The following is a 26101-nucleotide window of genomic DNA, read 5'->3' as shown; positions in this document are numbered from 1 at the left end:
GGCCGTGTGTCCGGGCCGGACCGATCACCTTCGGCCAGCCGGGACTTCGCCGCCGGGCCCGGCGGGGGAGCGCTCCTTCGGCAGCCCCAGGAGGCGTTCGGCGATGATGTCCCGCAGGACCTCGCCGGTACCGTCGCCGATCGTGTCCCCCCGGCCGGCCAGGAACAGCCGCCGCAGGCGGACCGCCGGGTCGTCGGCCCCTTCCCCGGGACCCGCGCCGAGCAGGCCGGACGCGCCGGTCACCGCGAGGGCGATCTCACCGAACCGGCGGCGGTACTCGGCCCGCATCAGCCCGGCCACGGCCGCCCCGGCACCCGGTCCGCCGGACGCCGGCGGATCGGCCACCACCCGGCGCAGCAGCGTCAGCCGCGTGTACGCCTCCGCCAACTGGCCCCTGACCAGCGGGTCCCGGGTTCTCCCTGCCTTCTGCGCCTGCCTGAGGAGGTCCCGGAACGCGGCCTCGTAACCGGTGAGTTCCGCCGCCGCGCGGCCGGCCCGCTGGTGTGCCAGGGCGGTCATCACCACCGGCCATCCGCCGCCCGGCCCGCCGATCACATCACGCAACGCAGCGCGGGCCCCGGCGAACTCCACCTCGCACAGGTCCGCCGACCCGTCCGCCGACCGGACCGGACGCACCCGGACGCCGTTGCCCTCGTCGAGCCGCACCACCACGCACGACAGGCCCCGGTGCCGGTCCGCGGCCGGATCCGTCCGGCACAGCACCAGTGCCGTACTGCTTCGGCGGGCACCGCGCACCCACGCCTTGCGGCCACGGAGCAGGATCTCGTCGCCGGTCACCGTGCCCCGGGTCTCCACGGAGGCGAGGTCGGAGCCGTGGGACGGCTCGGAGTACGCCTGGCAGTACGTGTCCCGGCCGGACCGGATGCCGGGCAGCAGCCGGGCCCGCTGCTCCTCGGTGCCGTGGGCCAACAGGACGGGCCCGACGACCAGTTCACCGGTCCCCCGGCCGATCCTCGGCACACCGGCGCGCGCACACTCCTCCTCCAGCATCAGCACCTCGGGCACACCGAGCCCGGCCCCGCCGTACCGCCGCGGCCAGGCGGGACACACCAGGCCCGCGCCGAGCAGCCTGCGCTCCCACTCCGCGTACGCCGCCGCGCCGATCTCGCCGTGCGCGGCCCGTGCGCCCGGGGCCTCCTCGGTGTCGCCGTATGCCGACGGGTGGCCGTCCGCCGTGAGGCCGGGCGGGACGCTGGCCGATATCCAGGCCCGCACCCGGCGGCGGAACGACCCGGTGCGGGGCGGGTGCGGGAACGCGGGCGTGCCCGGGGCTGCTTCCAACGTCTCCTCCGGTCGGTGCTCAGACTCCGATCCGCCGAGCCAGCAGCTCGCGGTGGTGGGCGGCGTCACCGAAGAGCAGTTCGCTGCTCTTGGCCCGCCGGAAGTAGAGATGGGCCGGGTGCTCCCAGGTGTAGCCGATGCCCCCGTGGATCTGGATGTTCTCCGCCGCGGCGTGGAAGTACGCCTCGGAACAGCAGGACTTGGCCAGGCTCGCCAGGACGGGCACCTCGTCGTCGTCCTCGGCCACCGCCCAGCCGGCGTGGTAGGCCGCCGCCCGCGCCGACTCCACCTCCAGCAGCAGGTCGGCGCACTTGTGCTTGATGGCCTGGAAACTGCCGATGGGCCGCCCGAACTGCACCCTGAGCCGGGCGTACGCGACGGCCATCTCCAGCACCCGCTGCGCCCCGCCGGTCTGTTCGGCCGCCAGCGCCACGGCGGCCAGGTCCAGCATCCGGGCCACCGCGGGCCAGCCCTCGCCGTCGGCGCCGACCGGGCGGGCCCGGACCCGGTCGAAGGAGAGCCGGGCGAGCTTGCGGGTCGGGTCCAGGGTGGCGACCGGGGTGGCGGTGAGGCCGGTGGCGTCCTTCCCCACGGCGAACAGCGACACGCCCGCCCTCGTCCTGGCCACTACGAGCACCAGGTCGGCGACATGACCGTCCAGGACGTAGTGCTTCTCTCCCGACAGCCGCCACATCCCGTCCGGCGTGCGGGTGGCCTCCAGCGTGATGCCGCTCTCGCCCCAGTCCCCCTGCCGTTCGGCGAGCGCGACCGTGGCGATGGTACGGCCGCTCGCGATGCCGGGCAGATACTCCTCCTTGGCCGGCTCGTCGCGCGAGGTGAGCAGCAGATTGGCCGCCAGCGCCACGGTCGCGAAGTACGGCGCGCACAGCAGCGCCCGGCCCATCTCGTCCAGCACCACGCTCAATTCGGCATACGAATGACCGGCCCCGCCGTATTCTCCCGGAATGATCAGAGCCATCAGTTCCAGTTGTTCCGCCATCTGCCGCCACACGGCCCGGTCGAAGCCCTCCGTCTGCTCCATCAGACGCCGGACCTCGGTTTCCGGAGATTTATCGGCGAGAAAACGGCGTACCGCTGCGCGCAACTGCTCGTGATCGTCACTGAACGGGTGGGTCACGGCAACCACTCCCGCCGTCCGCGGCAATTCGTGCCAGCAACGTAATCGATGGCCGGACGAGGCGGAAGTACGCCGCCGCATCAGGCCGGTTGTCGCTGCCCGGAAGGCCCGCCGACGGTGCCGATCCGGCCAACGGCGAACAGGCGGTGATCACCGGAAGACGACTCCTTGACGGGTGCACCGGCCCCGGTAGACTGTTTTTCCCTGTGCGAGGCCATCGGAGTGTTCCGCAAACGCTCGTCTGGAGTGCCAGTGGGTGTTTCTCCCATGAAGCTCAGCGGCCGTATCCCTTCGATAAGCACCGGAAATACGGAAGCGGACATGCGGTCCGCGGCCGGGGAAATCAGAACCCAGCTCACCGACTGGGGTTTCATGGCCGTCGAGGTACCGGGCATCGGCGCCCGCGTCGAAGAGCTGACCCGCGGTTTCTCCGAAGCCTGCGACTCGGCCGCACCCCGCCTGTCCGACTACGCCTACGAGCGGGTGCCCCAGATCTCCAGCGGCGGCACCCACGGGTTCTTCCCCTACCTGTCGGAGGTGCCGCGCCTGGCGGCCGGCGTTGCCGATCCGAAGGAGTTCATCCATGTGAGCGGCGCCATGATCGCCGACCGTCCGCCGGGCGCCGCGGCGGTGCTGCGCGCCTTCCCCGGGTTCGGTGAGGCGGCCACCGGTGTCTTCGACACCGCCTTCACCCTGGTCCGGCTGTTCGCCGAGGTGATCCACGGCATGCTGCCGCCGAACGCGCCCCCGCTCGAACTGTCGCGGGACGCGGCCAACCTCCGGGTCATCCGCTACCGGGACACCGGCGGGCGCGAGGTCCTCGCCCACGAGCACTCGGGCATCCAGCTGCTGGGCCTGCAACTGCCGCCGAACGACCAGGGGTTGCAGTACGTCCTGCACGACGGCACCTGGGTCGAACCGGTGATCGCGCACACGGACGTCGTGCTGTGCAACGTCGGCAGGATGCTCGCCACGGCCTCCGACGGCCGCTTCCGCCCCTCCACCCACCGGGTGCACCGCCCGGACACCCGGCCGGGCTACGAACGGCTGTCGGCCGTGCTGTTCGCCTACCCGCCGCACGACGCCCGCCAGTGGCGGATCACCACCGACGGGCACCTGACCGTCCTGGACTCCACCTGGGCCGACTTCATCGCCGACAGGTTCGCGGGGCTGGGCAGCACCACCAACCCCTGACCGCCCGCACAGCGCACCGGCGCCGCCCGGCACCCTTCGAACAGACCCGTGAGCGGGAGGCAACGACATGAGCACCGGCCCCCTCGGCCCGTACGACACCGAGCAGTTGACGCGACTGGCGGAGACGAAGCCGCCCGACATCACCGGCCGCAGCAAGCGCCTGTGGCTGCTGCCCGACGACCTCTGCCTGGTCGAACTCATCCCGAGCCTGCGCAGCTTCACCTACGCGCGGGACGAAATCGTCGACGAGACCGGGCCGTTGCGCCTGGACTTCTACGAACGTGCCGCCGCCCGGCTCACCGAGGCCGGCGTGCGCTGCGCCTTCCGCGCCCGGGTCGGCGGGACCCGGTACCTGGCGGAGTACCGCCCCGCGCCGCCGTTCGAGGTCATCGTCAAGAACGTGGCGAACGGCTCCACCACCCGCAAGTACCCCGGACTGTTCCCGGACGGCCGGCCCCTGCCCCGCCCGGTCGTGAAGTTCGACTACCGGGTGGACCCGGAGGACCAGCCCATCGGCGAGGACTACCTGCGGGCGCTCAACCTGCCGGTCGAGGCCATGCGGGACCAGGCGCTCGTCGTCAACGACGTGCTGCGCGACTGGCTCGCCCCCTTGCGGGTGTGGGACTTCTGCCTCATCTTCGGCACCGGCGCCGACGGTGAGCTGTGCCTGATCTCGGAGGTCTCCCAGGACTGCATGCGGCTGCGGCACGCGGACGGCACGCCCCTCGACAAGGACCTGTTCCGGGCCGGCGTGCCGGGCGCCGAGATCGTGCACCAGTGGAAGCGGGCCTTCGATGCCCTCTGAGGCGGAGCGTCCCGTGGCGCTGGTGACCGGCAGCAACCGGGGCACCGGCAGGGCCGTCGCCGCCGCCCTGCACGGGCGCGGTTACCGCATCCGGTCGCTGAACCGCACGCCGAGCGGCGAGGACTGGCTCGGCGAGCTGCGCTGCGACCTGGCCGACCCGCGGCGGATCGCCGAGTGCGTCACCGAGGCGGTCGCCGGCGCCGGGCGGCTGGACGTGTGTGTCGCCAACGCCGTCGACCGGGCCTTCGCCCCGCTGGCCGGCCTGCCCGCGGAGGACTGGGACCGGCTCGTCGCGATCAACCTGACGTCGGTGTTCCACCTGATCCGGCACACCCTGCCGGCGCTGCGCGCGAGCGGCGGGCTGTTCGTCGCGATGGGCAGCCACGCGGCGACCCGTTTCTTCGAGGGCGGGGCCGCCTACAGCGCGACCAAGGCGGCCCTGAAGGCGCTGGTGGAGACCCTGCTGCTGGAGGAGCGCGGGAACGGCGTCCGCGCCTGCCTGATCTCCCCCGGCGCCATCGCCAATCTCGACGGGGACGAAGCGCCGTACAAGATGAGCACGGAGTCGGTCGGCGACTGCGTCGCGGCCGTGATCGACGGCTGGCCGCGCGACGTGGTCGTCGGAGAGCTGGAGATCCGCCCGGCCAGGCTCCCCGCGCCCCCGGTGACCGGCATCGACCGGCTGCTGCACGTCTGAGGCCGACGGCACCCGCCCATCCCGCACCCGGCCGACGGCGCGGACGCTAACGCACCGCCCTGTTCCCGGAACGCACGCCCGCAGACCGCTTACACGCCCGGGGTGAAGACATGGTCTCTCTCGCGCTCCCCACCGGTTCCCTGGAAGCGCCGACGCTGGAACTCCTCGCCGCCGCCGACCTGCCCGTGAGCAGACACGCGCCGCGCGCCTACCGGGCGACCGTCGGCCACCCGGCCGTCGACCGGGTGGTCTTCTACAAGCCGCGGGAGATCCCCGGGGTGGTGGCGGGCGGCACCTGCGACATCGGGCTCACCGGCGCCGACTGGGTCGCCGAGACGGGCGCGAAGGTCGAGGTGGTGGACACCCTCGACTACTCCAAGTCCACCCGCTCGGGGTGGCGGGTGGTGCTGGCGGTGCCCGAGGACCACCCGGCGCGAACGGTGGCCGACCTGGCGGACGGGGTGCGGGTGGCGACGGAGTACCCGGCCCTGGCCCGGGAGTACTTCCGGCGCTCGGGCGTACGGGCCGCGGTCCTGCACTCGCACGGGACCACGGAGGCCAAGATCCCCGACCTCGCCGACGCGGTGGTGGAGGTGGTGGAGACCGGCTCCTCGCTGCGGCAGAACAACCTCCGGGTGCTGGACACGGTCAGACGGTGCGGGGTGAACCTCGTCGCCAACCCCTCCGCCTGGGCCGACCGGACCACCCGGGCGACGATCCGCACCCTCGCCACCCTGCTGCGCGCCGCGTACGCCGGCCCCCTGCACCGGCTGCTGACCATCGTCCTGCCGGTGGACCGCTGGGCCCACGCCGAGCCCCTGCTGCCGCCGCGCTGGTGGCGCCTCGACACCGGCGCCGCCTCAGGGCTGGTGGTCCTCCAGGGAGTCTGCGCCGCCCCCGAGGTCGCCGGTGTGGTGAGCTCCCTGGTCGAGCGGGCCGGCGCGATCGAGATCGTGGAGACCCCGATCCGCAAACTGATCCGCGACCACCCGGCGTGAGGCGCCACCGCGCCGGGACACATCCGTTGACCATTCCCGCCGCTGTCGTTAGCCTCGCCAGGAATTATTCGAACCTCAGAGCGAAACTTTCGCTCACATCGCGGGTGCGGGTCATCCCGGAAAGGACTCGATGTGCCGAGCGCGCCCGAGAGCGGCCTCAGCCTCAGCAACCCCGTGATCCCGGGATTCCACCCCGATCCGAGTGTCTGCCGGGCCGGGGAGGACTACTACCTCGCCTGCTCCAGCTTCGAGTACTACCCCGGCATCCCCGTCTTCCACAGCCGCGACCTGGTGCACTGGACCCAGATCGGCAACGCCCTGGACCGGCCGGAGCAGCTGCGGCTGCCGCCCGGCACCCCCTCCTCCGGCGGCCTCTACGCCCCCACGCTGCGCCACCACGACGGCCGCTTCTGGCTGATCGTGACGAACGTCAGCGGCGACGGAAACCTCCTGTTCACCGCCACCGACCCGGCCGGCCCCTGGTCCGATCCGGTCCGGCTGCCCGGCGTACGGGGCATCGACCCGGACCTCGCCTGGGACGACGAGGGCACCTGCTGGTGCACCGTGGCGGGGGTCAGCCAGGTCCGCATCGACCCGCGCACGGGGGAGACCCTCGGCGAGCCGCGGCGCGTGTGGTCCGGGACGCCCGGCGCCAAGGCCCCGGAGGCGCCGCGCCTGTACCACATCGGCGAGTACTGGTACCTGCTCATCGCCGAGGGCGGCACCGAGCGGTGCCACGCCGTCTCGGTCGCCCGTGGCCGCACCCCCGGCGGGCCCTTCGAGCCGTGCCCGGCCAACCCCGTCCTGACCCATCGCGGCACCGACCACCCCGTCCAGAACACCGGCCACGGAGACCTGGTCCAAGGGCCCGACGGTTCGTGGTGGATGGTGTTCCTCGGCGTCCGGCCGCACGGCGGGTCCCCCGGCTGGCACGTGCTGGGCCGGGAGACGTTCCTGGCCCCGGTGACCTGGGTCGACGGCTGGCCGGTCGTCGGCGGGGTGTCACTCGCCCCGGCCCCGCCGCCGTGGCCGCTCCAGCGGCCCGCCGTCGTGCCGGTCCGGGACGACTTCGACGGCGGCGGCCTCGCCCCCGGCTGGATCTCGCCGCGCTTCCGGAACGAGGAGGACTGCACCACCGAGGAACGCGCCGGCTGGCTGACCCTGCGCGCCCGCGGGGCCTCGCTGGACGACACCGACGTCACCTTCGCCGGCCGCCGCCAGCAGCACCCGGCCTGCCGGGCGGCGACCCTGGTCGACCCGGTCGGGGGCAGCGGCGGTCTGGCCGTCCGCCTGGACGAGCGGCACCACTACGGGATCGAGGCCACGGCGGACGAGGTGCGGGTGACCGCCCGGATCGGCCCGCTGCGGTCGGTGGTGGCCTCCCGCCCCCGGGCCGGCGGCCCGGTGGTGCTCGGCGTGGAGACGGTCCCCGCGCGGGAGGTCACCGACCCGCGCGAGGGCCCCGACACCGTCGCGCTGGGCGTGCGGGAAGCGGACGGCACGTTCACCGAACTCGCCAGGCTCGACGGCCGGTACCTGTCCACCGAGGTCGCCGGCGGCTTCACCGGCCGCGTGATCGGCCTGTACGCCGCCACCGGAACCGTCCACTTCGACTGGTTCGACTACGAGCCGTACGAGGACTGAAGCGAGGCGGGCCGGCCCGTACAGCGGGCCGGGCCGGCCGGTCGGCCGCGCCCGGGAATACCCGCCGGCCCGCACCGGTTCGGGCAGGAGTTGGTTGATGTATCAATCAACAGGCCGCTCAGTACCGAGGGAGGACCGATGAGCGACACCTTCCACGACTACCCGGCGACCGGCGGGGTCGCGCCGGACCGCTGGGCGAGCGCCCTGCACCTGTTCGACGACGGCCCCGGCGTGCCGCACGAGGAGACCACGGCCGAGCGCTGGGAACGCGCCCGGCTGCTCTTCGACGCGAAGGACTACACCGGGGCGGCCAGGCTGCTCACCGCCGTGGTCGAGGAGGCCCCCGGGCAGACCGGGCCCCGGCTGCTGCTGGCCCGCGCCTACTACCACTCGGCACAGCTGCGGCGGGCCGAGGAGCAGCTGCGGCGGATCATCGACCGGGATCCGGTGGAGCACTACGCCCATCTGATGCTGGGCCGCACCCTGGAGCGGCAGGGCCGGCACGAGGAGGCCACGCCGTGGCTGCGCATGGCCGCGGCCTTCGCCGGCGAGCTTCCCGCGGACGACTGACGGGCGTCGGGCGGAGCGGCGGGGCGGGTGGCCCGTCACAGGGCCGACGGTTCTTTCACGTCTCTCACGCGCCGAGCGCGGTGATCGCGGCCGGGCCGTGGCCCGCGGCGAGCAGGGGAGCGCGGATGTCGGTGTCCAGGTCGGGGAGGTAGCCGAGCAGGACGTCGGCCGGGCCCTCGATCCGCAGGCGGCCCAGCGCCGCCGGCAGCAGCAGGCTCGCCGCCCGGCCCAGCCGCTCCCGTCCACCCGGGGTGGTCACGGTGACCGGCGCCCCGGCGTTGCTCAGGACCATCGCCGTGGAGAACTCGTGCACCAGCGGCGCCGCGGTGCCGGCCCGCCACCGCTCCAGCGCGAAGTAGCGCCCGGCACACAGCACGGTCCGTTCCACACCGTCGGCCACCGGCACGCTCAGGCCGGAGCGGAAGTCGGGGCGGGGCTCGGGCCGCCACTCCTCCAGGAGCCGTTCGAGGGCGGCGTGCCACTCCCGGTCGGGGATCGGGGCGCCGTCCTCCATCCGGTGGCGCATGGCGTGCTGCTGGATGTCGGAGGTCTGCTCGATCTCGTAGACGAGCGTGCCCGGGCCGAAGCTGTGCAGGGTGCCGCCGGGGACGTAGAGGGTCTGCCCGGCGCGTACCGGCAGGCGGCGCAGGACGGCGTCGAAGTCCTGGGCCAGCAGCGCACGGTGCAGCCGCTCGCGGTCGACCCCGCGCCGGACGCCGGCCAGCGCGGTGGCCCCGGGGGCCGCTTCCAGGATGTGCCACGCCTCGGTCTTGCCGTTGGGCTCGCCCTCGATGCGGCGGGCGGTCTCGTCATCGGCGTGCAGATGGACCGGCAGCGGACCGGTGGCGTCGATGAACTTCGTCAGCACGGGGAAGCGTTCACCGTGCGGGCCGCGCCCGAGCAGGTCCTCGGGGTGCTCCCGTACCAGATCGCGCAAGGAGCGCCCGGCCAGCGGACCGGCGGTCACCACCGCGCCCTCGCCGTCCACGTCGCTGACCTCCCAGGTCTCGGCGACCGGGCCGTCCGGCAGCCCGGCACGGCCCCACCGGCCGGCCAGCACCCGCCCGCCGAAGACGTGCTGCTTGACCGGCGCGGTCAGGCGCAACGGGTACCAGTCCATACGCTGCGCCTCCCACGTCGGCCGGGCGCTCTCCGCTCCGGGGGTTCCCGCCGCCCCCAGGCGCAAACCGGGACGAAGCGCCGGTGAACGGGGCCTCGGCAGCCGGACGGGCGCCGACCCGCCGGTCTGCCGTCACCGGCGCACGACACGGCCGGCTCGACGAGGAAACGCTTGGTCTCAAGGGACGTACGCGGCTCTCCGGCGGGGCCCACCGGTGCCTCGGCAGTGGGGAACACGGTGCTGGATGCCGGGGGCACGCGGTGCGCCGGGGGTGTCACCGCTCGGGTGGTCGCGGTTCGGCGAGACGGCGGGCGGTCTCCACCACGGCCGCGCGGTGCCGGGCCAGCCGCTCCGGCGACTGGGGGCGGCCGCCCTCGTCCGCCCAGAACCAGGCCTGGGCCGCGGCCAGGACCATGGTCAGCAGATCGGCGGGCGCCAACGCACGGGAGAGCTCGCCGCGCTCCTGCGCGTCGGCCACCTCGGCGATCCGGCGCCGGAAGCCCTCCGTCGCGGAGCCGGGGCCCGCGGGGCGCTCCAGCAGCTGCCACAGCCGCAGCCGCAGGAGGTCCGGCCGGGCCACCAGGTGGTCGAAGACCGCGCCGGCGTATCCGGGCAGGTCGTCCGGGTCGAACGGCACGGACTCGGCGCCCGCCTCCGCCGCCCGGCGCAGCACCTCGTCGAACAACTGGTCCTTGCTGCCGAAGTGGGCGTAGATCAGCCGCTTGTTCGCGCCGGCGGCCGAGGCGATCCGCTCCACCCGGGCGCCGGCGATGCCGTGGGCGGCGAATTCGGCGAAGGCGGCGTCGAGCAGCCGGGCTCTGGTCGCGTTCGAATCCCGAGGCATGCCCGCCACCCTAACCAGACGATCAGTTTGTTGACCCGTACACCGACCTGGACCGGCCGACCGTCCGACGCTCCCGCGGACGGCCTGACCGGGCCGGCCGGTCGCGTCTCGGGGCGGGACCGGCGGGCAAGAGGGAAGCGAGACCCGGCCCCGCCGAGATGCCGTCCCCGTCCCGCTGCCGCAGCCGTCTCCGGCTTGTGGCCGTGGCCGCCCGGCCTGCCGGCGTGGTCGTCTCCAGCCCGTGTCCGTGGCCGTCCCGCCCGCCGTCGTGGCCGCTTCCGGTCTGCTGCCGCAGCCGTCTCCGGCCTTGGCCGTGGTCTTGCCCGGCCTGCTGACGTGGGTCTTCCCGGCTCGCAGCCGTAGTCGCCCCCGGCCTGTCGCCGTGGTCGTTTCGGCCCACCGCCGAAGTGGCCCCCCGACCCGCCGCCGGGCCGCCCCGGCCCCGCCGCCATGGCCGTCCCCGGCGGTGTGTCGCATCGTGGAGAGGGCCGGCGGTCTGCGCGGCAGGCCGTCTCGTCCGGCCCGTGGGGCGAGCCGGACGTACCGGTGGTGACCCGTGGTGCCGGCGGTGCGGCCGAGGGAAGGAGCGCGTTTCCATGAGACGAGAGAAGCCGCGCCCGGAGCCGGCCGATCCGCTGGCGGGCGCCGCGGCCGACCCCAGCGGGCTGCTCGACCTGCTGGGCGTCGCCGCGGTGCTGCTGGAGGCCGACGGAAAGATCGACATGTGGAGCCCCCAGGCCGAGGAACTGTTCGGTTACACCCGCGGCGAGGCGGTCGGGCAGTACGCGGCACCGCTGCTCCTGCACCCCGAACACCAGAACGCGGCGGTCACCCTGTTCGCCGACGTGATGGAGACCGGCCGGCGCTGGGCGGGGGCCTTCCCCGTCCGGCACAAGGACGGCAGCACCCGGATGATCGAGTTCCGCAACGTCCGGCTGACGGACAACCTCGGCGACCACTACGCCCTCGGGCTGGCCGTCGACCGCGTCGCCCTGCGGCAGATGGAACGCAAGCTGGCCCTGTCCAACCGGCTGGTCAGCCAGGCGCCGATCGGGCTGGCCGTCATGGACACCGAACTGCGCTATCTCGCCGTCAACCCCGCCCTCGCGGCCATGCACGGCGTCACCGAGGCCGACCACGTCGGCCGCGGATTCCGCGAGGTCCTCTCCGACCCGGCCTTCGAGGACGCCGAGAACCTGATGCGGCGGGTCCTGGAGACCGGCACCCCCGTGGTGGAGCAGCAGGTGGTGGGACGTACGCCCGCCGACCGGGAGCAGGACCACGCCTGGGCGGTGTCCGTCTACCGGCTGGAGGACCACCGCGGCCGGGTCCTCGGCATCGCCAACGTGGTGATCGACGTCACCGACCGGTACCGGGCGGCGCGCAAGGCCGACCAGGCCCAGCGGCGGCTGCGGCTGATCGCCGACGGCTCGGCCCGGATCGGCACCACCCTGGAGGTGGAGCGCACCGCGCGGGAACTGGCCGACGTCCTGGTGCCCGGTCTGGCCGACATGGTCACCGTGGACCTCCTCGACTCGGTCCTGCAGACCGGCCGTACCGCCCTCGGCGACGGACCGGCGCTGTTCCGCGTCGTGGCGGTGAAGACCGCCTACCCCACCGACGCCGGCCGCGCCATGGTGCCGCCCGGCCGCCTCACCACCTACCACGCCGACCATCCCGCGTCGCACTGCATCCGCAGCCGCCGTCCCCTGCTGATCACCCACCTGAGCGGGGGCGACCACTCCCGCATCGCCGCCGACTCCGAGGCCGCCGCGCTGTTCGCCCGGGCCGGCGTCCACACCGACATGACCGTCCCGCTCATCGCCCGCGAGAAGATCCTCGGCGTCATGGGCCTGGCCCGGGCCCGCAACCCGCTGCCGTTCGACGAGGACGACCTCACCCTCGCCTGCGAGCTGGCCTCCTCCGCCGCGCTGAGCATCGACAACGCCGTGCTGCACCAGCACATCCGCAGCGCCGTCGAGACCCTCCAGCGCAGCCTCCTGCCACAGCCCCCGCCCCGGCGCCCCGGCCTGGAGGTCGCCGTCCGCTACCGCCCCGCCCAGGCCCGCGACGAGGTCGGCGGCGACTGGTACGACGTGATCCCGCTCGACGGCGACCGCACGGCGCTGGCCGTGGGCGACGTCATGGGCAGCGGCATCCAGGCCGCCACCGCCATGGGCCGGCTGCGCACCGCGACCGCCACGCTGGCCGACCTCGACCTCGACCCGGCACGGATCCTCACCCACCTCGACAAGACCACCCGCGAGCTGGACCCGTACATCGCCACCTGCGTGTACGCGGTCTACGACCCCCACCGGGCCCGGCTGCACGTGGCGTCCGCCGGCCACCTGCCCCCGGCCCTGGTGCGCACCGGCGAGCAGCCGCGGCTGCTGGACCTGCCCACCGGCACGCCGCTCGGGGTGGGCGGCGTCCCCTTCGAGAGCACCACCGTCGAGCTGAAGCCCGGCGACCGCCTCGTGCTCTACACCGACGGGCTGGTGGAGACCCGCGACGACCCCATCGACGAGCGGCTGGAGGCCCTGCTGCGTCTCCTGGCACCGCCGGACCGGTCCGCGGAGGAGACCTGCGACCGGCTCCTGCGTCTGCTGCGGCACCCGGCCGACCACGACGACGTCGCCCTCCTCATCGCCTGCGCGCAACCCCTCGCGCCCGCCTGAACGCCCCGGCGCCGCCCGGCCGGCAAGCCGTCAGACTCCCGCACCGTCCTCGGCCCCCGGGCCCTGGGGACGGCCCGGCAGGGTGAGGACGGCCAGGACGGCGCAGCCGGCCACGGCGGCGAAGAACCAGAAACCCCAGGGATGGCCGATCCCGGCGGTCACCAGGGCGCCCGTGACCGACGGCCCGACGAGGGAGCCGACGCGGCCGATGCCGGACGCCGAGCCGAGGGCGGTGCCCCGGACGGCGGCCGGGTAGAAAAGGGTGACGTACGCGTAGACGAGCACCTGCGCGGAGAAGACGAACATGCCGGTGAGGAAGACGACCGTGTCGAGCAGCAGGTCGCTGCGCATCCTGACGCCGAGGCAGGCCAGCAGCACCGCCGAACCGGCGAACCAGCCCAGCGTGGTCGGCTTGATGCCGCGCCGGTCGGCCACGAAGCCGCCCAGCACCAGCCCGGCCACCCCGCCCGCGTTGAGCACCAGCAGCTGGGTCACGGCCGTCGGCACGGGATACCCGGCGTCGTTCATCAGCTTGGGCAGCCAGGTGTTCAGACCGTAGACCAGCAGCAGCCCCATGAACGAGGCCATCCAGACCCCGATGCCCGCGCGCAGGCAGGCGGGCCTGAGCAGCTCGGTGAAGGGCACCCGCGACGACCCGGACGCCTCCCTGGCGCGCAGGAACGCCGCCGACTCCGGCAGCCGGAACCACTGGACCACCGCGACGGCAAGTCCGGCGGCGCCGAGGACGTAGAACAGCACCCGCCAGTCGTCGGCCATCCGCAGGGCCAGCAGCGAGGTGATCACGGCGCCGGTGTGGTAGCCGGTCATGGTCAGCGTGCCGGCGCGCGCCCGCCGCTCGGCCGGCAGCCGCTCGGCCATCATGGTCAGCGACACGGGCATGCACGCGCCGAGGCCCACCCCGGCCGCGAGGCGCAGCGTGGCGAACACGGCCACCGAGCCGGCCAGCGGCACCAGCAGGGTGAACACCGAGAACTCCACCACCGAGGCGATGAGCAGCAGCCGTCGGCCGAGCCGGTCCGCCAGCGGGCCGACCAGCAGCGCGCCGATGGCCACGCCGACGAGCGACAGCGTGGCGACGGTGGTGGCGTCCCCCGCCGTCATGCCGAGGTGACGGGTCTTCAGCAGGGTCGGGATGATGGCACCGAGGACGACGAGGTCGTAGCCCTCCAGCAGGACGGTGGTCCAGCACAGGATCACCGTCCAGACGGCCCGCCCGGAGCCGCCGGCCCCCGCCGGGGCGCCGGACACGCTGGACGAGGCGGCGGACGACATGACGACGGACCCCCTGAGCGGCTGCGGGACGACGGGACGGGTGGCCGGGGCCGGTGGCCGCGGGCGACGGGACAGGTCGCCGGGGCCGGTGGCCGCGGGACGGGACGGGTGGCCGGGCCGGTGGCGGGTGGCTAGGCGGGAGTGGTGAGCGCGGTGTCGACCTGGAGCAGCCTGGGCCCGTCGACGGGTTCGGACAGCGCGGCCCGCAGCTCCTCCACGCCGCCGGCCTGCCGGGCGGGCACCCCGTAGCCCTCGGCGATACGGGTGAAGTCCAGGCCCGGGATGTCCAGTCCCGGCGCGTCCGGCACCCCGAGCAGACCCCCGAACCAGCGCAGGGCCCCGTACGTCCCGTTGCGCAGCAACACGACGGTGAGCGGGACGTGGAGCCGGGCGGCCGTCCACAGGGCGGTGATGCCGTAGTTCGCCGAGCCGTCCCCGATCACGCCCACGACCGGCCGGCCGGGCTGGGCCAGGGCCACGCCGACCGCGCCGGGCAGCCCGAAGCCGAGCCCGCCGGCCGCCGGGAAGTAGTACGAGCCGGGCCGGCGCAGATCCATCTGACGCCACCAGGAGGAATTGGTCGAGGTCGACTCCACGACGTACGCGGTGTCGGCGGGCTGTGCCTCCCGCAGGGCCGCGAAGACCTCCTCCGGATGCAGCCGTGGCCCCCGCGTACCGGCCGGCGCCGGCACGGGTTGGTAGTCGCCCACGGGCCGGTGGTCGCCCACGGGCGGGTCCGGTGCGCCGAGGGCCGTCAGCAGCAGGCGGGTCACCTCGGCGGGGTCGGCGACCAGCGCCTCGCCGACCGGTGCCCGCGCGGCGGCGGACACGTCCTCGGTGACCTGGACCAGCCGGGTGCCCTCCGGCAGGTACCGGCCGGGCAGATGCTCGTGGTACCGGAACACCGGCGCGCCGAGCACCAGGACGAGGTCGTGGCCGCTCAGCGCCCGGCAGACGGGCTCGATGCCGGCGGGCAGCACCCCGCGGAACAGCGGATGGCGGTTGGGGAACGGCAGCCGGAAGACCGAGGGCGCCGCCCACACCGGGCAGCCGAGCCGCTCGGCCAGCCGTACCGCGTCGTGGAAGAGCCCGTCCGCGTCGATGTCACCGCCCAGCACCAGGGCGGGCCGCCGGGCCGCGGCCACCGCCTCGGCCAGCCGGCGCCCCTGCTCCGCGCCGGGCGCCCCGGCCCGCTCGACCCGGCGCTCCAGCACGGCCGGCGCGTTCTCGTCGGCGTCGGCCGCCCAGTCGTCGTACGGCACGGACAGGAAGGCCGGCCCGCGCCGCAACCGCGCCTCGAAGACGGCCTGGGCGAGCGCGCGGGGCACGTCCCGCGCGCACGCCGGCTCGGCGGCCCAGCGGACGAGCGGCCGCATCAGGGCCGGGGCGTCCACGTTGGTGAGGTGGGCCTCCGGCCCGATCGCCGGCCGTACCTGCTGACCGGCCAGGACGACCAGCGGGGTGCGCGAGGCCACCGCGTTCGTCAGCGCGCCCAGCGCGTTGCCGGACCCCGCGGCCGAGTGCAGGCTGACCAGCGCCGGACGGCCGGACGCCTGCGCGTAGCCGTCGGCCGTGCCCACGACCGCGCCCTCGTGCAGACCCAGGACGTAGCGGAACCCGTCGGGCAGTCCGGCAAGAAGGGGCAGTTCGTTGGAGCCCGGGTTGCCGAAGACGGTGGTGAGCCCTTGGCGTTCCAGGAACTCGTGGGCGATGCGGCGCACGGATGGCACGGGCGGCCCCTTCCGGCCGGACGGTCCCTTTCTGGGCGAGGCGCCACACAGTGACCGGCACGCACATGGTGCCGCGCCACATGGTGACGCGGCACACAGTAGGGAGCGCGCGCTCCGGCCGCCATACGCCGGTCGCCCCTGGTTCCCGGCGCGTGCGCGCCGCGCCTACCCGGCGGGGTCCAGGACGACCGGCAGCTCCGCCAGGCCGCGGAAGGCGGGGAAGGGCACCTGAAGCCACCGTGGCCCGGCGGCCGGGTCGGCCAGGGCCATCCGGGGGAACCGGTCGAACAGCAGCGTCAGGGCCAGCTGGGTCTCCAGCCGGGCCAGCGGGGCGCCCAGGCAGTAGTGGCTGCCGTGCCCGAAACCGAGGTGGGCGTCCTGCGCGTTGCCGGGCCGCCGCACGTCCAGCGCGTCGGGGGAGTCGAACTTGGCGGGGTCGCGGTTGGCCGAGCTGAGCGCGATCTGGACCAGGGCCCCCTTGGGGATGAGGGTCCCGCCGTACTCCACGTCCTCGGTCGCGTAGCGGAACGTCGCGGTCTCCACCGAGCCGTCGTAGCGCACCAGTTCCTCGACCGCCGCGCGGATCAGCTCCGGGCTCTCCCGTACGGCGCTCAACTGCTCGGGGTGACACAGCAGATGGTGCACGGCGTTGCCGATGAGGTACGCGGTCGTCTTGTGCCCCGCGAACATCAACAGGAAGGCCGTGGAGACCAGTTCGTTCTGGGTGAGCGAGCCGTCCGCGCCGTCCCGCACCGCGATGAGCGCGCTCAGCAGGTCGTCGCCCGGGCGGTCCCGCTTCGCGTCGATCAGCTCGGTGAAGTACCCGTGCAGGTCCTCCTCCGCCCGCTGCTGGGCCCGCTTGAACTCCTCGCCGAAGCCGGTCTGCGCCACCGTGGTGGACAGCCGCTGCATCCGGGTCCGGTCCTCGGCCGGCACGCCGAGCAGATCGCAGATCACGATGATCGGCAGCGGGAACGCGAACGCGGGCAGCAGGTCGACGGGTTCCCGGGGCGGGCACGCGTCGAGCAGCTCGCGGACGATCTGCTCGATGCGCGGCCGCAGTGCCTGCACCCGCCGCGGGGTGAAAGCCGAGTTGACCAGCCTGCGCAGCCGGGTGTGCTTGGGCGCGTCGGAGTTGAGCATGTTGTCGTCCAGCGCGATGGACGAGTCCCCGAAGATCCTCCGGTAGGCGTCCATGGCGCCGTACATGTCCTTGCTCAGGCGCGGGTCGGACAGCGCGGCCCGCGCGTCCTCGTACCGGGTGATCAGGTACGTCTCGTTGCCGTGCGGTGGTCGCATGGGGCAGACCGGCGCCTCGGCGCGCAGCCGGGCGTACACGGCGTGGGGGTCGCGGCGGAACTCGGGGGTGCACCGCTCGGCCGCGGCGACGGCCTCCTGCGTGGTGGTCACGGACGGCTCCTCAGGTCGAAGAGGGCTTGGGCGTTGCCGCCGAGGATGAGCTGCTGGGACGCCTTGTCGAGCGGCAGCTTCTCGACCATGTGGACGAAGTCCTCCAGCGGCGCGGCCATCGGCGGCGAGTCGGTGCCGAACAGCATCCGTTCCGGCCCCAGCACCTCCGCGTTCAGGCTCAGGTGCGCCGCGCTGAACGGACTGGTGTCGACGTACATGCGCCGCAGGGCGGCGGCGGGGTCGGGGGACGGGGTGAGAGCACCGGGAACACCTGACGCGCCGTGGGCACCTGACGCGCCGTGGGCACCTGACGCGCCGTGGGCACCTGAAGCACCGTGGGCACCGGGAGCACCGGTTGCATCGGGGGCCCCGGGCGTTCCGGGGGCCTTGGGTGTTCCGGGCCGGCCGGCGCCGGGGGCGCCCCCGGCCCAGTGCCGGGGGCGCGCCGCGGTCTGCAGGCGCTCGGGCAGCAGCGCCAGCGCGCCGCCGCCGGTCGCGCCGATCAGCCGCAGACCGGGGTACTTGTCCAGCCACCCGGCGAACGCGATCATCGCCATGCCCAGGGTGACGTCGCCGAAGCGGCCGATCTGCTCCACGAACGGTGTCTGCCCGACCCGTTCGGTGCCGGCCGGTTCCGCCGGGGCGTGCACCAGCACCGGCACCCCCGCCTCCGCGGCCAGCGCGAAGAACGGGTCCGCGCGGGGCGAGCCGAGCAGCTCCCCGTGGACGCTGGAGGTGGTGATCAGGCCGACGAACGCGGGGTCCGCCAGGGTCTCCCGGACCCCTTCCAGGTGATCGTCGTCCCCGAACGGGTTGGCGTACACGTAGCCGCGCAACTGGTCCGGGAACCGGCGGATCAGGCCCGACATCCAGGCGTGGAAGGCGCGCAGCCGGTCACGTGGCTGCGCGTAGTTGTCCACGCCCGGCACCCGCGCCATCGCCCCGGCCCCGACGGGGCTGCCGATGATGGTCAGGTCGATGCCGGCCTCGGCGCGGGCGGCGAGCATGCCGTCGACGTCGGTCAGGGCCGGGGGCATGGGGAAGCGCTCGGCGGCTTCCGGTGGGGACAGGTGCCCGTGGATGTCGATGATCACGTGTCGGTTCCCGGTTTCGGTCTCAGTGCGCGGGTGATCGCGGCACAGTCCTGGTCGCCCAGTCCTTGCTCGGTGGCGCGGACGTGGGTCTCCGCCGCGGCGGTCGCCAGCGGCAGGCTCAGGCCGGCGGCTGCCGCCTGCTTGGTAGCGAGCATGAGGTCTTTCGCCATCAGCCGCAGCCGGAAGTCCGGCTCGTCGAAGCGGCCCGCCGCCAGCCGCCGCGACTTGAACGCCATGACCGGCGAGGCGAAACCGCTGCCCGCGACGGTCTTCAGGACCAGCTGCCGGTCCAGTCCGCTGGCCTCCGCCAGTTCGGTGGCCTCGGCCAGCGCCTGCACCTCGATGCCCATCAGCAGGTTCAGGAGCAGTTTCATCCGCATGCCGGACCCGAGTGCGCCCAGATGGACGACGTCCTTGCCGAGCGCCCGCAGCAGCGGCCCGGCCGCGGCGAACGCCTCCGGTGTGCCGCCGACGAACAGCCGCAGCTCGCCGTCGCGGGCGTGGTCGCGGTTGCCGAGCATGCCCACGTCCAGGGCCGCGGGCAGGTCCCCGGCGATCTGGACGATCTCCTCGGGGGCGACGGTGCTGGCGCACAGCAGCGTGCCCGGGTAGGGGCCGTTCGCCAGCACGCCGTCCGGGCCGCGCAGCACGGTGCCGAGGGCCTGGCCGTCGGCCACGACGCAGATGGCGGCGCTCGTCCCCGCGACCGCCTCGGCGGGGTGGGCGGCGACGTGCGCGCCGGCCTGGGCGAGCGGCGCGGTGCGGTCCGGGGTACGGTTCCAGACCCGGACCGGTATGCCCTGGTCGAGCAGGCGATGGGCCAGCCCGGCGCCCATCGCGCCGAGGCCGAGCACGGCGACGGGGCCGTGGGCGGTGCGTGTCACGACTCCACCCCCCGCGTCTCCTTGATGACCCGGTAGCGCAGCGACTGCCGCTGGTCGACGAACTCGCGCAGCGGCGCGACGAGTTCGCGGTGCTCCTCGCTCTGCTGCCAGGCGAAGAACTGCTCGGCCGACTTCCACTCGCTGGTGATCACCCACTGACGGGAGTCGTCGGCGGGCTGGCCGAGCCTCTCCACGATGTGACCGGGAGTGCCGGCCACGGACTTCCGGAGCTGCTCGTACAGGTCCAGAAAGCCTTGCTCACGGCCCTCGATGACGCGGACCGCGAAGACGACGCCCAGCTTGTCGGCCGATCGGCCCTGGTGGTTGGTGCCCATGTCTCCTCCTGGGTGAGATCCGGTAGGACACGACTCCCACGGACTCACGTCGCCCGTACGGCCGCAACTCCGAACGGGTCAGGCCCCAATGGGCACAAGGGGTGCACGCTGCGTCATTAGTCGTTTCGGGTGAGCGGGGGCCCGGCCGGGGGCCCGGCCGCGGCGCTGCCGGGACGGGTCCGGGCGGGTGGCGGCGCGTGCCTCTTTCGAGTGGCGGCGCGTTTCGGCCCGCCCCCTGCGCGCCGCCCGGCGGAAATCCGGGTGCGCGGGTGCCGCAGGGCGTGTCAGGCTCCGCCGATGGACCGTGAGGAGATCTCCAGGCGCGCCCACGCGGATCACCCGATAGCCGCGCCGCTCGACGACGACGCGGTGCGCGGGCTGCTGGAACGGGCCCTGCCGCACGACGGCGGACGCGTGCTCGACCTCGGCTGCGGCGGCGGGGAGTGGCTGCTGCGGGCCCTGACCGCGCGTCCCGGACCGAGTGCCGAGGGCGTCGACCTCTCCGAGCGCGCGCTGGCGGACGCCCGGCGGGCCGCGCGCCGGCTCGGTGTCGAGGACCGCCTGGTCCTCCACCACGAGGACGCCGCCCGGTTCACCGCCCCGCACGCCTTCGACCTGGTGCTGTGCGTAGGGGCCACACACGCCTTCGGCGGCCTGCTCCCGGCCCTGGCGGCGGCACGCGGGCACCTCGCGCCCGGCGGACGCGTCCTGGTCGGCGAGGGGTACTGGGACCGCGAGCCCTCCGCCGAGGCCGTCGCGCTGCTCGGCGACCTCGACGACCTGCCGGTCACGCTGGACCGGGTCGTCGCGGACGGCTGGACACCGGTCCACGGGCACGTCAGCACCCCCCGGGAGCTGGACGACTACGAGTGGGCGTGGACGGGGACGCTCGCCTCCTGGGCGCTGGACCACCCCGGCCACCCGGACAGCGCCGAGGCGCTCGCGGCGGCCACGGCCCACCGTGACGAGTGGCTGCGCGTCTACCGGGACGTCTTCGGCTTCGTCTGCCTCGTGCTGCGGCCGACGGCGGACTGAACGCCGGGGCGCCGCGGACACCGGGTCACGCCGACGTTGTTTCGGGCGCCCCGGGGCGCCTCATCGGCGAGGAGAGGGGCCGCCGCCACCCCGCCGCACGGCACTGAGAAGATCGTTCGCGACCGTGGGTGCACCCGACCGGAAGGAAGCGACGAGATCATGCGTGTCATCGTGGCCGGTGGCCTGATGGAGGCGTCCGGATGACCGGCAGCGCGCGGACCGACGCGCCTCGCACCGCCGAACCCGTCCTGCTGCGCCAGGAGGGACGGGCCGCGTACCTCACGCTCAACCGGCCCGAGGCGCTCAACGCCCTGAACCATGTCATGGTCCGCCGGATCGGCGAGGCCCTGACCGCCTGGGAACGCGACCCGGCCGTGGAGACCGTCGTCATCACCGGCGCGGGGGAGCGCGGCCTGTGCGCGGGCGGCGACATCCGCGCCGTCCACGACGACGCCCGCGACGGCGACGGCACCGCATCCGCCGCGTTCTGGCGCGACGAGTACCACCTCAACGCCCGCATCGCCCGCTACCCCAAGCCGTACGTCGCCGTCATGGACGGCATCGTCATGGGCGGCGGGGTCGGTGTCTCCGCGCACGGCGACGTCCGCGTCGTCACGGAACGCTCGCGGATCGCCATGCCCGAGACCGGCATCGGTTTCGTCCCCGACGTCGGCGGCACCCACCTGCTCGGCCGCGCCCCCGGCGAGCTGGGCACCCACCTCGCGCTGACGGGCGCCCGGATCGGCGCCGGGGACGCCCTGCTCTGCGGGCTCGCCGACCACTACCTGCCGTCCGAGTCCCTCCCCTCCTTCCTGGCGGACCTCGCCGCCCGCCCCGTGGCCGAGGCCCTGGCCCGCCACGAACAGCGGCCGCCGCGAGGGACGTTGACCGATCAGCGCGCCTGGATCGACGCCTGCTACGCCGCCGGCACGGTCGAGGAGATCGTCGCGCGGCTGTTCGCCCACGGTGGCCCGGAGGCGAAGGAGGCGGCCGAGACCCTGCTCGCCAAGTCGCCCACCTCGCTCAAGGTCACCCTGGCCGCGATCCGCCGTGCCCGGCGCCTCGGCTCGCTGGAGCGGGTCCTCGACCAGGAGTACCGCGTCTCCTGCGCCGCCCTGGGCAGCCCCGACCTGGTCGAGGGCGTCCGGGCGCAGATCATCGACAAGGACCGCCGTCCACGCTGGTCCCCCGCGACCCTCGCCGAGGTCACCGACGCTGACGTGGAACGCTTCTTCGCCCCGCTCGGCGACCGCGAGCTGGGGCTCGGGGACGGCGAGGCCACAGCCGGCCCGCGCTGAGCACACCGGCGTCCCGGCCGCGCCCGGCGGGCGGGCGACCGGACGCGGCCCGCCCGGCTCCCCTGCGGCGGCGCGCGGAACCGGCGGAACGGGTGAGGGCGCGGGGAGCGGGGAGCGGGCTCTCGTCTCCGCGCCGGGGCGGGCGGCCTGGGCACCGAGTACTACACACGCGTCGGCCTCACCGACGGCGCGTACCCGGTGCGACGGCCCGGCCGGCGGGACCCTCAGCCGCCGACGAGGGCGGTGAAGCGGGCGGTGTCGATGTTGCCGCCGGAGGCGATGAGGCCGACCCGCCGCGGGAGGCGGTCGACGCGCCCGGCCAGCAGCGCGGCCAGCGGCGTGGCACCGCTCGGTTCCAGGACGATCTTCAGGCGCTCGAAGGCGAACCGCATCGCGGTGACGATCTCGGCGTCGGTGACCAGCGCGATGGCGTCCACCAGGCGCTGGTTGACGGGGAAGGTGAGTTCACCGGGAGTGGCCAGCGCCTGCCCGTCGGCGATGGTGCGGGGCACCGGGACGGTGACGCGCGCGCCGGCCGCCAGGGAACGCCTGGTGTCGTCGCCCGCCTCCGGTTCGACGCCGACGATCCGGATACCGGGGTGCAGTGCGGTGGCGGCGGTGGCGCTGCCGGCGATGAGGCCGCCGCCCCCCACCGGCACCACCAGGGCGTCCAACGGGCCGGTCTCCTGGAGCAGTTCGAGGGCCGCGGTGCCCTGGCCGGCCATGACGTGCGGGTGGTCGTAGGGCGGGATCAGGGCCAGACCGCGGTCCTCGGCCAGGGCGTGGCCGAGCGCGGTGCGGTCCTCGGTGTAGCGGTCGTAGGTGACGACCTCCGCCCCGTACCCGATGGTCGCCTCCCGCTTGGAACGGGGAGCGTCCTCGGGCATCAGGATGACCGCGTGGGTGCCCAGTTCGCGGGCGGCCAGCGCGGTGGCCTGGGCGTGGTTGCCGGACGAGTAGGCCGCCACGCCCTTCGCCAGCTGCTCCGGGGGGAGTTGGGCGATGGCGTTGTAGGCGCCGCGGAACTTGAAGGCGCCGATCCGCTGGAAGTTCTCGGCCTTGATGAACACCTCCGCCCCGACCAGGGAGTCGAGGGTGCGGGAGGTGAGGACGGGGGTGCGGTGGGCGACGCCCTCGAGGCGGGCGGCGGCGTCGCGGACGTCGGCGAACGTGAGGGGCGGTGCGGCGGCCATGGACGGGTCCTTCGGGCTACGGGACGGGGAACGGGAGAGCGGGGCGGTCACCAGCCGGAGACGCGGGGCCAGTACGCCTCGATCGCGGGGGACGCCGACGTGCCGCGGGCGGTGTCGACGACGTGGTAGCCGTGGTGCTGGGCGGCCGTGGCACAGGCGTGGTTGGGCAGGACGCGCAGCCGGGTGCCGATGGGCAGCTCGGGCAGGGCCGCGCCGTCCCGCGCGGTGAGGGTGCCGTGTTCCTGGCTGGCGGCGGTCATGACCAGGCCCGGGATCAGGGTGCCGGACAGGTCGGTGACCAGGCCGTAGCCCTGGTCCTGCGGCTGGCCGGCGGTGCCGCGGTCGCGGGACAGGGCCATCCAGCCGCCGTCGGTGACGATCCACCCGTATTCCGGGCGGTGCCCGATGACGGTGACCACCACCGACAGGGCGATGTCGGCCGGCGCGCAGACGCCGAGACCGGCCATCACCAGGTCGAAGAACACGTAGTTCCCGGCGCGCAGTTCGGTGACCCCGGTGAGGTCGTCGGCGGCGTGCGCGGTGGGGGTGGAGCCCACGCTGACGGTGCGCACGGGCAGACCGGCCGCGCGCAGCCGCCGCGCCGCCGTGACCGCCGCGTCGCGTTCGTTCCGCGCCGCCGCGCGCCGCTCCTCGGCGGTGAAGGCGGAGTACGACTCGCCCGCGTGCGTCAGGACGCCGTCCAGGCAGCCCGCGTCGTGCAGCATCCGGCCGATCCCGGGGAGCCCCGGCGCGTCGGGCTTGAGGCCGCCGCGGTGGCCGTCGCAGTCGATCTCGATCAGTGCGGGCAGGGCGACCCCCGCCTCCCGTGCCGCCGCGGCGACGAACTCCGCCTGCTCGGTGCTGTCCAGCAGGACGCGCAGGGTGACACCGCGCCGCACCAGGGCGGTCACGCGCGGGAGTTTGCGCGGTTCGATGCCGACGGCGTAGGTCAGGTCGCGGTACCCCGCGTCGGCGAACGCCTCGGCCTCGGCGAGGGTGGAGACGGTGACCGGGCCGGGCGTGCCGTCGTGCAGGAGGGCGGCGGCGTCCAGGCTCTTGGCCGTCTTCACATGCGGGCGCAGGGAGACCCCGAGGCGGTCCGCCCGGGCCCGCAGACGGGCGATGTTGCGCCGCGTCCGGTGCGCGTCCACGACGGCGAACGGCGTGTCGGGATCGGCCAGCGTCCGGACGGCGGCGGGGGAGACGGTGGTGCTCATGGGCGGGTGACCCCTCGTTTCGCGTAGTTGTAGACCGTCGCCCGGGACACGCCGAGCAGGTCCGCGATGGTCTGCGCGGCGTCGCGCGAGTCGAAGTAGCCGTCGCGCTGCAACTGCCGTACGAGCGCCTTCTTCTCCTCCCGGCTCAGCGAGCGCGGGGTGGCGGCGCGCTCGGCGGCGCGGGCCTCCACCGCCTCGCGCAGCTCCCGCGCGGTGCGGTCGCGCAGGGTCTCCAGGGGCCGCTCGCGGTGCTCGGAGTCCGTCGCCACGAGGTTGGAAAGGGCGAGGGTGACGGGGGAGAGCACGGACACGTCCAGGTTCAGGCACAGGGCGGCGACGTACTCGCCCGCCGCGTTCTTGATGCCGATGGACGTGCTCTTGGCCGGGCGGCCGTCGGGGAACCGGTTCGGGTAGTTCTGCACGACACCGGGGTAGTCCGGGTCGGCGATGCGGGCCAGGCCCAACTCCGTCGCCGGATCGCCGACCTGACGGCCCGACAGGTTGTTCTCGATGGCGCGGATCGCGTGCTCCGGGTCGCGCAGGTCGTGCAGCACGACCTCGCACAGACCGGGGAACATGCGGCCCAGCGCGACCGCGATCTTCTCCGCCTCCTTCAGGAGGTGCTCGTCCGCGCCGTCCTCGTTCGTGGCATCCACCGGGTGGTCCATGGGCCTCTCCCCGATGGCCTCGATATGCGGTCTACTTCTGGACGGGGAGTCTAAGTTGTGTGGTGTCCGCTGTCCAGGGCATCCGGATCACACCGCCGCCGGACGTCAACTACCCTCCGTACCGGCAGGTTTCGCACACGGCACGTACCGTCGAGGGGGACGCATGGCAGACCGGTCCGGCGCGGGGCACCCGAAGTGGCTGCGCCGCTTCCACCAGTCGGAGCCGGGCGCGCCGCGCCTGCTGTGCCTGCCGCACGCCGGCGGCTCCGCGAGCTTCTACTTCCCCGTCTCGAAGGCGTTGTCGCCCGCGGTCGACGTGTGCGCGGCGCAGTACCCCGGCCGCCAGGACCGCGCCGGGGAACCCTTCGCGGACTCCGTGCAGGAGCTCGCCCAAGGGGTGTACGACGAGCTGGACGAGCGGGACCGGACGCCGACGGCACTGTTCGGACACAGCATGGGCGCGCTGGTCGCCTTCGAACTGGCCCGGCTGCTGGAGAACGCCGGCCGCCCGCCCGCGGTGCTCTTCCTCTCCGGCCGCAGGGGCCCGTCCGCCGGGCGGGCCGAGAGCCTGTACCAGGGCGACGACGCAAAGCTCATCGAGGAGGTCGTCCGGCTCGACGGCACCGACGCGGCCGTCTTCGAGGACGAGGAAATGCGCCGGCTGGTCCTGCCCCCGCTGCGGGCCGACTACCGCGTCGTGGACACCTACCGGCCCACCCCCGGACCACGGCTGGGCTGCCCCATCGTCGTCCTGACGGGTGACGCCGACCCCAGGGTCACCCCCGACGAGGCCCGCGCCTGGGCCCGGGAGACGGACGGCCCGTTCGAGTGCCACGTCCACCCCGGGGGCCACTTCTACCTGGTCGCGCGGCAGCAGGCCGTCCTGGCCGGGATCGAGGCCGCGCTACGGCGGTTCGCACCCGGCGCCGGGGCGGCCCTCTGAGCGCGCCGGGC

The 26101-nt window shown here is 74.3% G+C and carries 23 protein-coding genes; 10 read left to right on the top strand and 13 right to left on the bottom strand.

From position 1 onward, the window contains the following. Nucleotides 1-24 precede the first annotated feature (24 nt). Nucleotides 25-1302 carry an acyl-CoA dehydrogenase family protein gene (locus tag Srubr_RS02345; protein WP_189993173.1) on the bottom strand — a complete coding sequence of 426 codons (1278 nt, stop codon included), beginning with the start codon at nucleotides 1300-1302 and terminating at the stop codon, nucleotides 25-27. A 19-nt stretch (nucleotides 1303-1321) separates the two neighbouring features. After that, a complete protein-coding gene (locus Srubr_RS02340) occupies nucleotides 1322-2440 on the bottom strand; it encodes an acyl-CoA dehydrogenase family protein (protein ID WP_189993171.1) in 1119 nt (372 codons plus the stop codon). A gap of 321 nt (nucleotides 2441-2761) precedes the next feature. Here Srubr_RS02340 and Srubr_RS02335 point away from each other — a divergent pair, with 321 nt between their 5' ends. The 6 genes from Srubr_RS02335 to Srubr_RS02310 all read left to right on the top strand — a co-directional run bounded on the left by Srubr_RS02335 (nucleotide 2762) and on the right by Srubr_RS02310 (nucleotide 8348). Beyond that, nucleotides 2762-3634, top strand: a complete 873-nt coding sequence (locus tag Srubr_RS02335) for an isopenicillin N synthase family oxygenase (protein WP_189993169.1) — start codon at nucleotides 2762-2764, stop codon at nucleotides 3632-3634. 67 nt (nucleotides 3635-3701) lie between these two features. Continuing rightward, nucleotides 3702-4439 (top strand): phosphoribosylaminoimidazolesuccinocarboxamide synthase, encoded by a 738-nt coding sequence (locus Srubr_RS02330; RefSeq protein WP_189993167.1) that lies wholly within the window; start codon nucleotides 3702-3704, stop codon nucleotides 4437-4439. Then, nucleotides 4429-5136 (top strand): SDR family oxidoreductase, encoded by a 708-nt coding sequence (locus Srubr_RS02325; protein ID WP_189993165.1) that lies wholly within the window; start codon nucleotides 4429-4431, stop codon nucleotides 5134-5136. The genes Srubr_RS02330 and Srubr_RS02325 overlap by 11 nt, the downstream gene beginning before the upstream one ends. A gap of 110 nt (nucleotides 5137-5246) precedes the next feature. After that, nucleotides 5247-6134 carry an ATP phosphoribosyltransferase gene (gene hisG / locus Srubr_RS02320; RefSeq protein ID WP_189993164.1) on the top strand — a complete coding sequence of 296 codons (888 nt, stop codon included), beginning with the start codon at nucleotides 5247-5249 and terminating at the stop codon, nucleotides 6132-6134. 132 nt (nucleotides 6135-6266) lie between these two features. Then, nucleotides 6267-7778 (top strand): glycoside hydrolase family 43 protein, encoded by a 1512-nt coding sequence (locus tag Srubr_RS02315; protein WP_189993162.1) that lies wholly within the window; start codon nucleotides 6267-6269, stop codon nucleotides 7776-7778. Nucleotides 7779-7916: 138 nt separating this feature from the next. Continuing rightward, the gene (locus tag Srubr_RS02310; protein WP_189993160.1) at nucleotides 7917-8348 is read left to right on the top strand and encodes a tetratricopeptide repeat protein; all 432 of its coding nucleotides are present in this window, start codon (nucleotides 7917-7919) and stop codon (nucleotides 8346-8348) included. A gap of 64 nt (nucleotides 8349-8412) precedes the next feature. On the opposite strand, the gene Srubr_RS02305 is transcribed toward Srubr_RS02310, so the two are convergent. Both Srubr_RS02305 and Srubr_RS02300 read right to left on the bottom strand, forming a co-directional pair. After that, complete coding sequence (locus Srubr_RS02305) at nucleotides 8413-9468, bottom strand: class I mannose-6-phosphate isomerase (RefSeq protein ID WP_189993158.1); 1056 nt, start codon at nucleotides 9466-9468, stop codon at nucleotides 8413-8415. A gap of 274 nt (nucleotides 9469-9742) precedes the next feature. Beyond that, nucleotides 9743-10312, bottom strand: coding sequence for a TetR family transcriptional regulator (locus Srubr_RS02300; protein WP_189993157.1), 570 nt, complete (start codon nucleotides 10310-10312; stop codon nucleotides 9743-9745). 596 nt (nucleotides 10313-10908) lie between these two features. On the opposite strand from Srubr_RS02300, the gene Srubr_RS02295 reads away from it, so the two are divergent. After that, nucleotides 10909-12990, top strand: a complete 2082-nt coding sequence (locus Srubr_RS02295) for a SpoIIE family protein phosphatase (RefSeq protein WP_189993154.1) — start codon at nucleotides 10909-10911, stop codon at nucleotides 12988-12990. Nucleotides 12991-13020: 30 nt separating this feature from the next. Here the strand turns inward: Srubr_RS02295 and Srubr_RS02290 are convergent, their stop codons facing one another. From Srubr_RS02290 to Srubr_RS02265, 6 genes are all read right to left on the bottom strand, one after another. Continuing rightward, the gene (locus tag Srubr_RS02290; protein WP_189993152.1) at nucleotides 13021-14283 is read right to left on the bottom strand and encodes an MFS transporter; all 1263 of its coding nucleotides are present in this window, start codon (nucleotides 14281-14283) and stop codon (nucleotides 13021-13023) included. A gap of 131 nt (nucleotides 14284-14414) precedes the next feature. Then, nucleotides 14415-16013 carry a benzoylformate decarboxylase gene (gene mdlC, locus Srubr_RS02285; RefSeq protein ID WP_189993150.1) on the bottom strand — a complete coding sequence of 533 codons (1599 nt, stop codon included), beginning with the start codon at nucleotides 16011-16013 and terminating at the stop codon, nucleotides 14415-14417. A 165-nt stretch (nucleotides 16014-16178) separates the two neighbouring features. Continuing rightward, nucleotides 16179-17423: a cytochrome P450 family protein gene (locus Srubr_RS02280; RefSeq protein ID WP_189993148.1), complete on the bottom strand. Its 1245-nt coding sequence runs from the start codon at nucleotides 17421-17423 to the stop codon at nucleotides 16179-16181. Next, complete coding sequence (locus tag Srubr_RS02275; RefSeq protein WP_189993146.1) at nucleotides 17420-18517, bottom strand: amidohydrolase family protein; 1098 nt, start codon at nucleotides 18515-18517, stop codon at nucleotides 17420-17422. The genes Srubr_RS02280 and Srubr_RS02275 overlap by 4 nt, the downstream gene beginning before the upstream one ends. Beyond that, complete coding sequence (locus tag Srubr_RS02270) at nucleotides 18514-19401, bottom strand: NAD(P)-dependent oxidoreductase (protein WP_189993145.1); 888 nt, start codon at nucleotides 19399-19401, stop codon at nucleotides 18514-18516. The genes Srubr_RS02275 and Srubr_RS02270 overlap by 4 nt, the downstream gene beginning before the upstream one ends. Then, nucleotides 19398-19736, bottom strand: a complete 339-nt coding sequence (locus Srubr_RS02265; RefSeq protein WP_189993143.1) for an antibiotic biosynthesis monooxygenase family protein — start codon at nucleotides 19734-19736, stop codon at nucleotides 19398-19400. The genes Srubr_RS02270 and Srubr_RS02265 overlap by 4 nt, the downstream gene beginning before the upstream one ends. Nucleotides 19737-20033: 297 nt before the next feature. Between Srubr_RS02265 and Srubr_RS02260 the strand changes: the two genes are divergently transcribed. Next, nucleotides 20034-20771 (top strand): SAM-dependent methyltransferase, encoded by a 738-nt coding sequence (locus Srubr_RS02260; RefSeq protein ID WP_189993142.1) that lies wholly within the window; start codon nucleotides 20034-20036, stop codon nucleotides 20769-20771. A gap of 200 nt (nucleotides 20772-20971) precedes the next feature. After that, nucleotides 20972-22069, top strand: a complete 1098-nt coding sequence (locus tag Srubr_RS02255) for an enoyl-CoA hydratase/isomerase family protein (RefSeq protein WP_189993139.1) — start codon at nucleotides 20972-20974, stop codon at nucleotides 22067-22069. A gap of 224 nt (nucleotides 22070-22293) precedes the next feature. Here Srubr_RS02255 and Srubr_RS02250 read toward each other — a convergent pair whose 3' ends face one another. The 3 genes from Srubr_RS02250 to Srubr_RS02240 are packed head-to-tail and all read right to left on the bottom strand — an operon-like array spanning nucleotide 22294 to nucleotide 25147. Then, a complete protein-coding gene (locus Srubr_RS02250; RefSeq protein WP_189993138.1) occupies nucleotides 22294-23262 on the bottom strand; it encodes a threo-3-hydroxy-L-aspartate ammonia-lyase in 969 nt (322 codons plus the stop codon). Nucleotides 23263-23309: 47 nt separating this feature from the next. Continuing rightward, nucleotides 23310-24479 (bottom strand): DSD1 family PLP-dependent enzyme, encoded by a 1170-nt coding sequence (locus tag Srubr_RS02245; protein WP_189993136.1) that lies wholly within the window; start codon nucleotides 24477-24479, stop codon nucleotides 23310-23312. Further along, on the bottom strand, nucleotides 24476-25147 hold the full coding sequence (locus tag Srubr_RS02240) for a helix-turn-helix transcriptional regulator (protein ID WP_189993134.1): 672 nt from the start codon (nucleotides 25145-25147) through the stop codon (nucleotides 24476-24478). Before Srubr_RS02240 ends, Srubr_RS02245 begins: the two co-directional genes overlap by 4 nt. A gap of 163 nt (nucleotides 25148-25310) precedes the next feature. Here Srubr_RS02240 and Srubr_RS02235 point away from each other — a divergent pair, with 163 nt between their 5' ends. Beyond that, nucleotides 25311-26090 carry a thioesterase II family protein gene (locus Srubr_RS02235; protein WP_189993132.1) on the top strand — a complete coding sequence of 260 codons (780 nt, stop codon included), beginning with the start codon at nucleotides 25311-25313 and terminating at the stop codon, nucleotides 26088-26090. Nucleotides 26091-26101: the final 11 nt, after the last annotated feature.

Origin of the sequence: Streptomyces rubradiris (assembly GCF_016860525.1) — a bacterium.
Lineage (GTDB): Bacteria > Actinomycetota > Actinomycetes > Streptomycetales > Streptomycetaceae > Streptomyces > Streptomyces rubradiris.
Note: the sequence above shows the minus strand (reverse complement) of the source record. Positions and strands in the feature narration are given on the sequence as shown.

Excerpts from the sequence above, each read along its gene's own strand:
- Srubr_RS02260 (WP_189993142.1), top strand. The coding sequence starts at position 20,034 with ATGGACCGTGAGGAGATCTCCAGGCGCGCCCACGCGGATCACCCGATA.
- Srubr_RS02335 (WP_189993169.1), top strand. The coding sequence starts at position 2,762 with ATGCGGTCCGCGGCCGGGGAAATCAGAACCCAGCTCACCGACTGGGGT.
- Srubr_RS02240 (WP_189993134.1), bottom strand. The coding sequence starts at position 25,147 with ATGGACCACCCGGTGGATGCCACGAACGAGGACGGCGCGGACGAGCAC.
- Srubr_RS02235 (WP_189993132.1), top strand. The coding sequence starts at position 25,311 with ATGGCAGACCGGTCCGGCGCGGGGCACCCGAAGTGGCTGCGCCGCTTC.
- Srubr_RS02290 (WP_189993152.1), bottom strand. The coding sequence starts at position 14,283 with ATGTCGTCCGCCGCCTCGTCCAGCGTGTCCGGCGCCCCGGCGGGGGCC.
- Srubr_RS02310 (WP_189993160.1), top strand. The coding sequence starts at position 7,917 with ATGAGCGACACCTTCCACGACTACCCGGCGACCGGCGGGGTCGCGCCG.
- hisG (WP_189993164.1), top strand. The coding sequence starts at position 5,247 with ATGGTCTCTCTCGCGCTCCCCACCGGTTCCCTGGAAGCGCCGACGCTG.
- Srubr_RS02330 (WP_189993167.1), top strand. The coding sequence starts at position 3,702 with ATGAGCACCGGCCCCCTCGGCCCGTACGACACCGAGCAGTTGACGCGA.
- Srubr_RS02305 (WP_189993158.1), bottom strand. The coding sequence starts at position 9,468 with ATGGACTGGTACCCGTTGCGCCTGACCGCGCCGGTCAAGCAGCACGTC.
- Srubr_RS02325 (WP_189993165.1), top strand. The coding sequence starts at position 4,429 with ATGCCCTCTGAGGCGGAGCGTCCCGTGGCGCTGGTGACCGGCAGCAAC.
- Srubr_RS02255 (WP_189993139.1), top strand. The coding sequence starts at position 20,972 with ATGACCGGCAGCGCGCGGACCGACGCGCCTCGCACCGCCGAACCCGTC.
- Srubr_RS02250 (WP_189993138.1), bottom strand. The coding sequence starts at position 23,262 with ATGGCCGCCGCACCGCCCCTCACGTTCGCCGACGTCCGCGACGCCGCC.
- Srubr_RS02245 (WP_189993136.1), bottom strand. The coding sequence starts at position 24,479 with ATGAGCACCACCGTCTCCCCCGCCGCCGTCCGGACGCTGGCCGATCCC.
- Srubr_RS02265 (WP_189993143.1), bottom strand. The coding sequence starts at position 19,736 with ATGGGCACCAACCACCAGGGCCGATCGGCCGACAAGCTGGGCGTCGTC.
- Srubr_RS02295 (WP_189993154.1), top strand. The coding sequence starts at position 10,909 with ATGAGACGAGAGAAGCCGCGCCCGGAGCCGGCCGATCCGCTGGCGGGC.
- Srubr_RS02300 (WP_189993157.1), bottom strand. The coding sequence starts at position 10,312 with ATGCCTCGGGATTCGAACGCGACCAGAGCCCGGCTGCTCGACGCCGCC.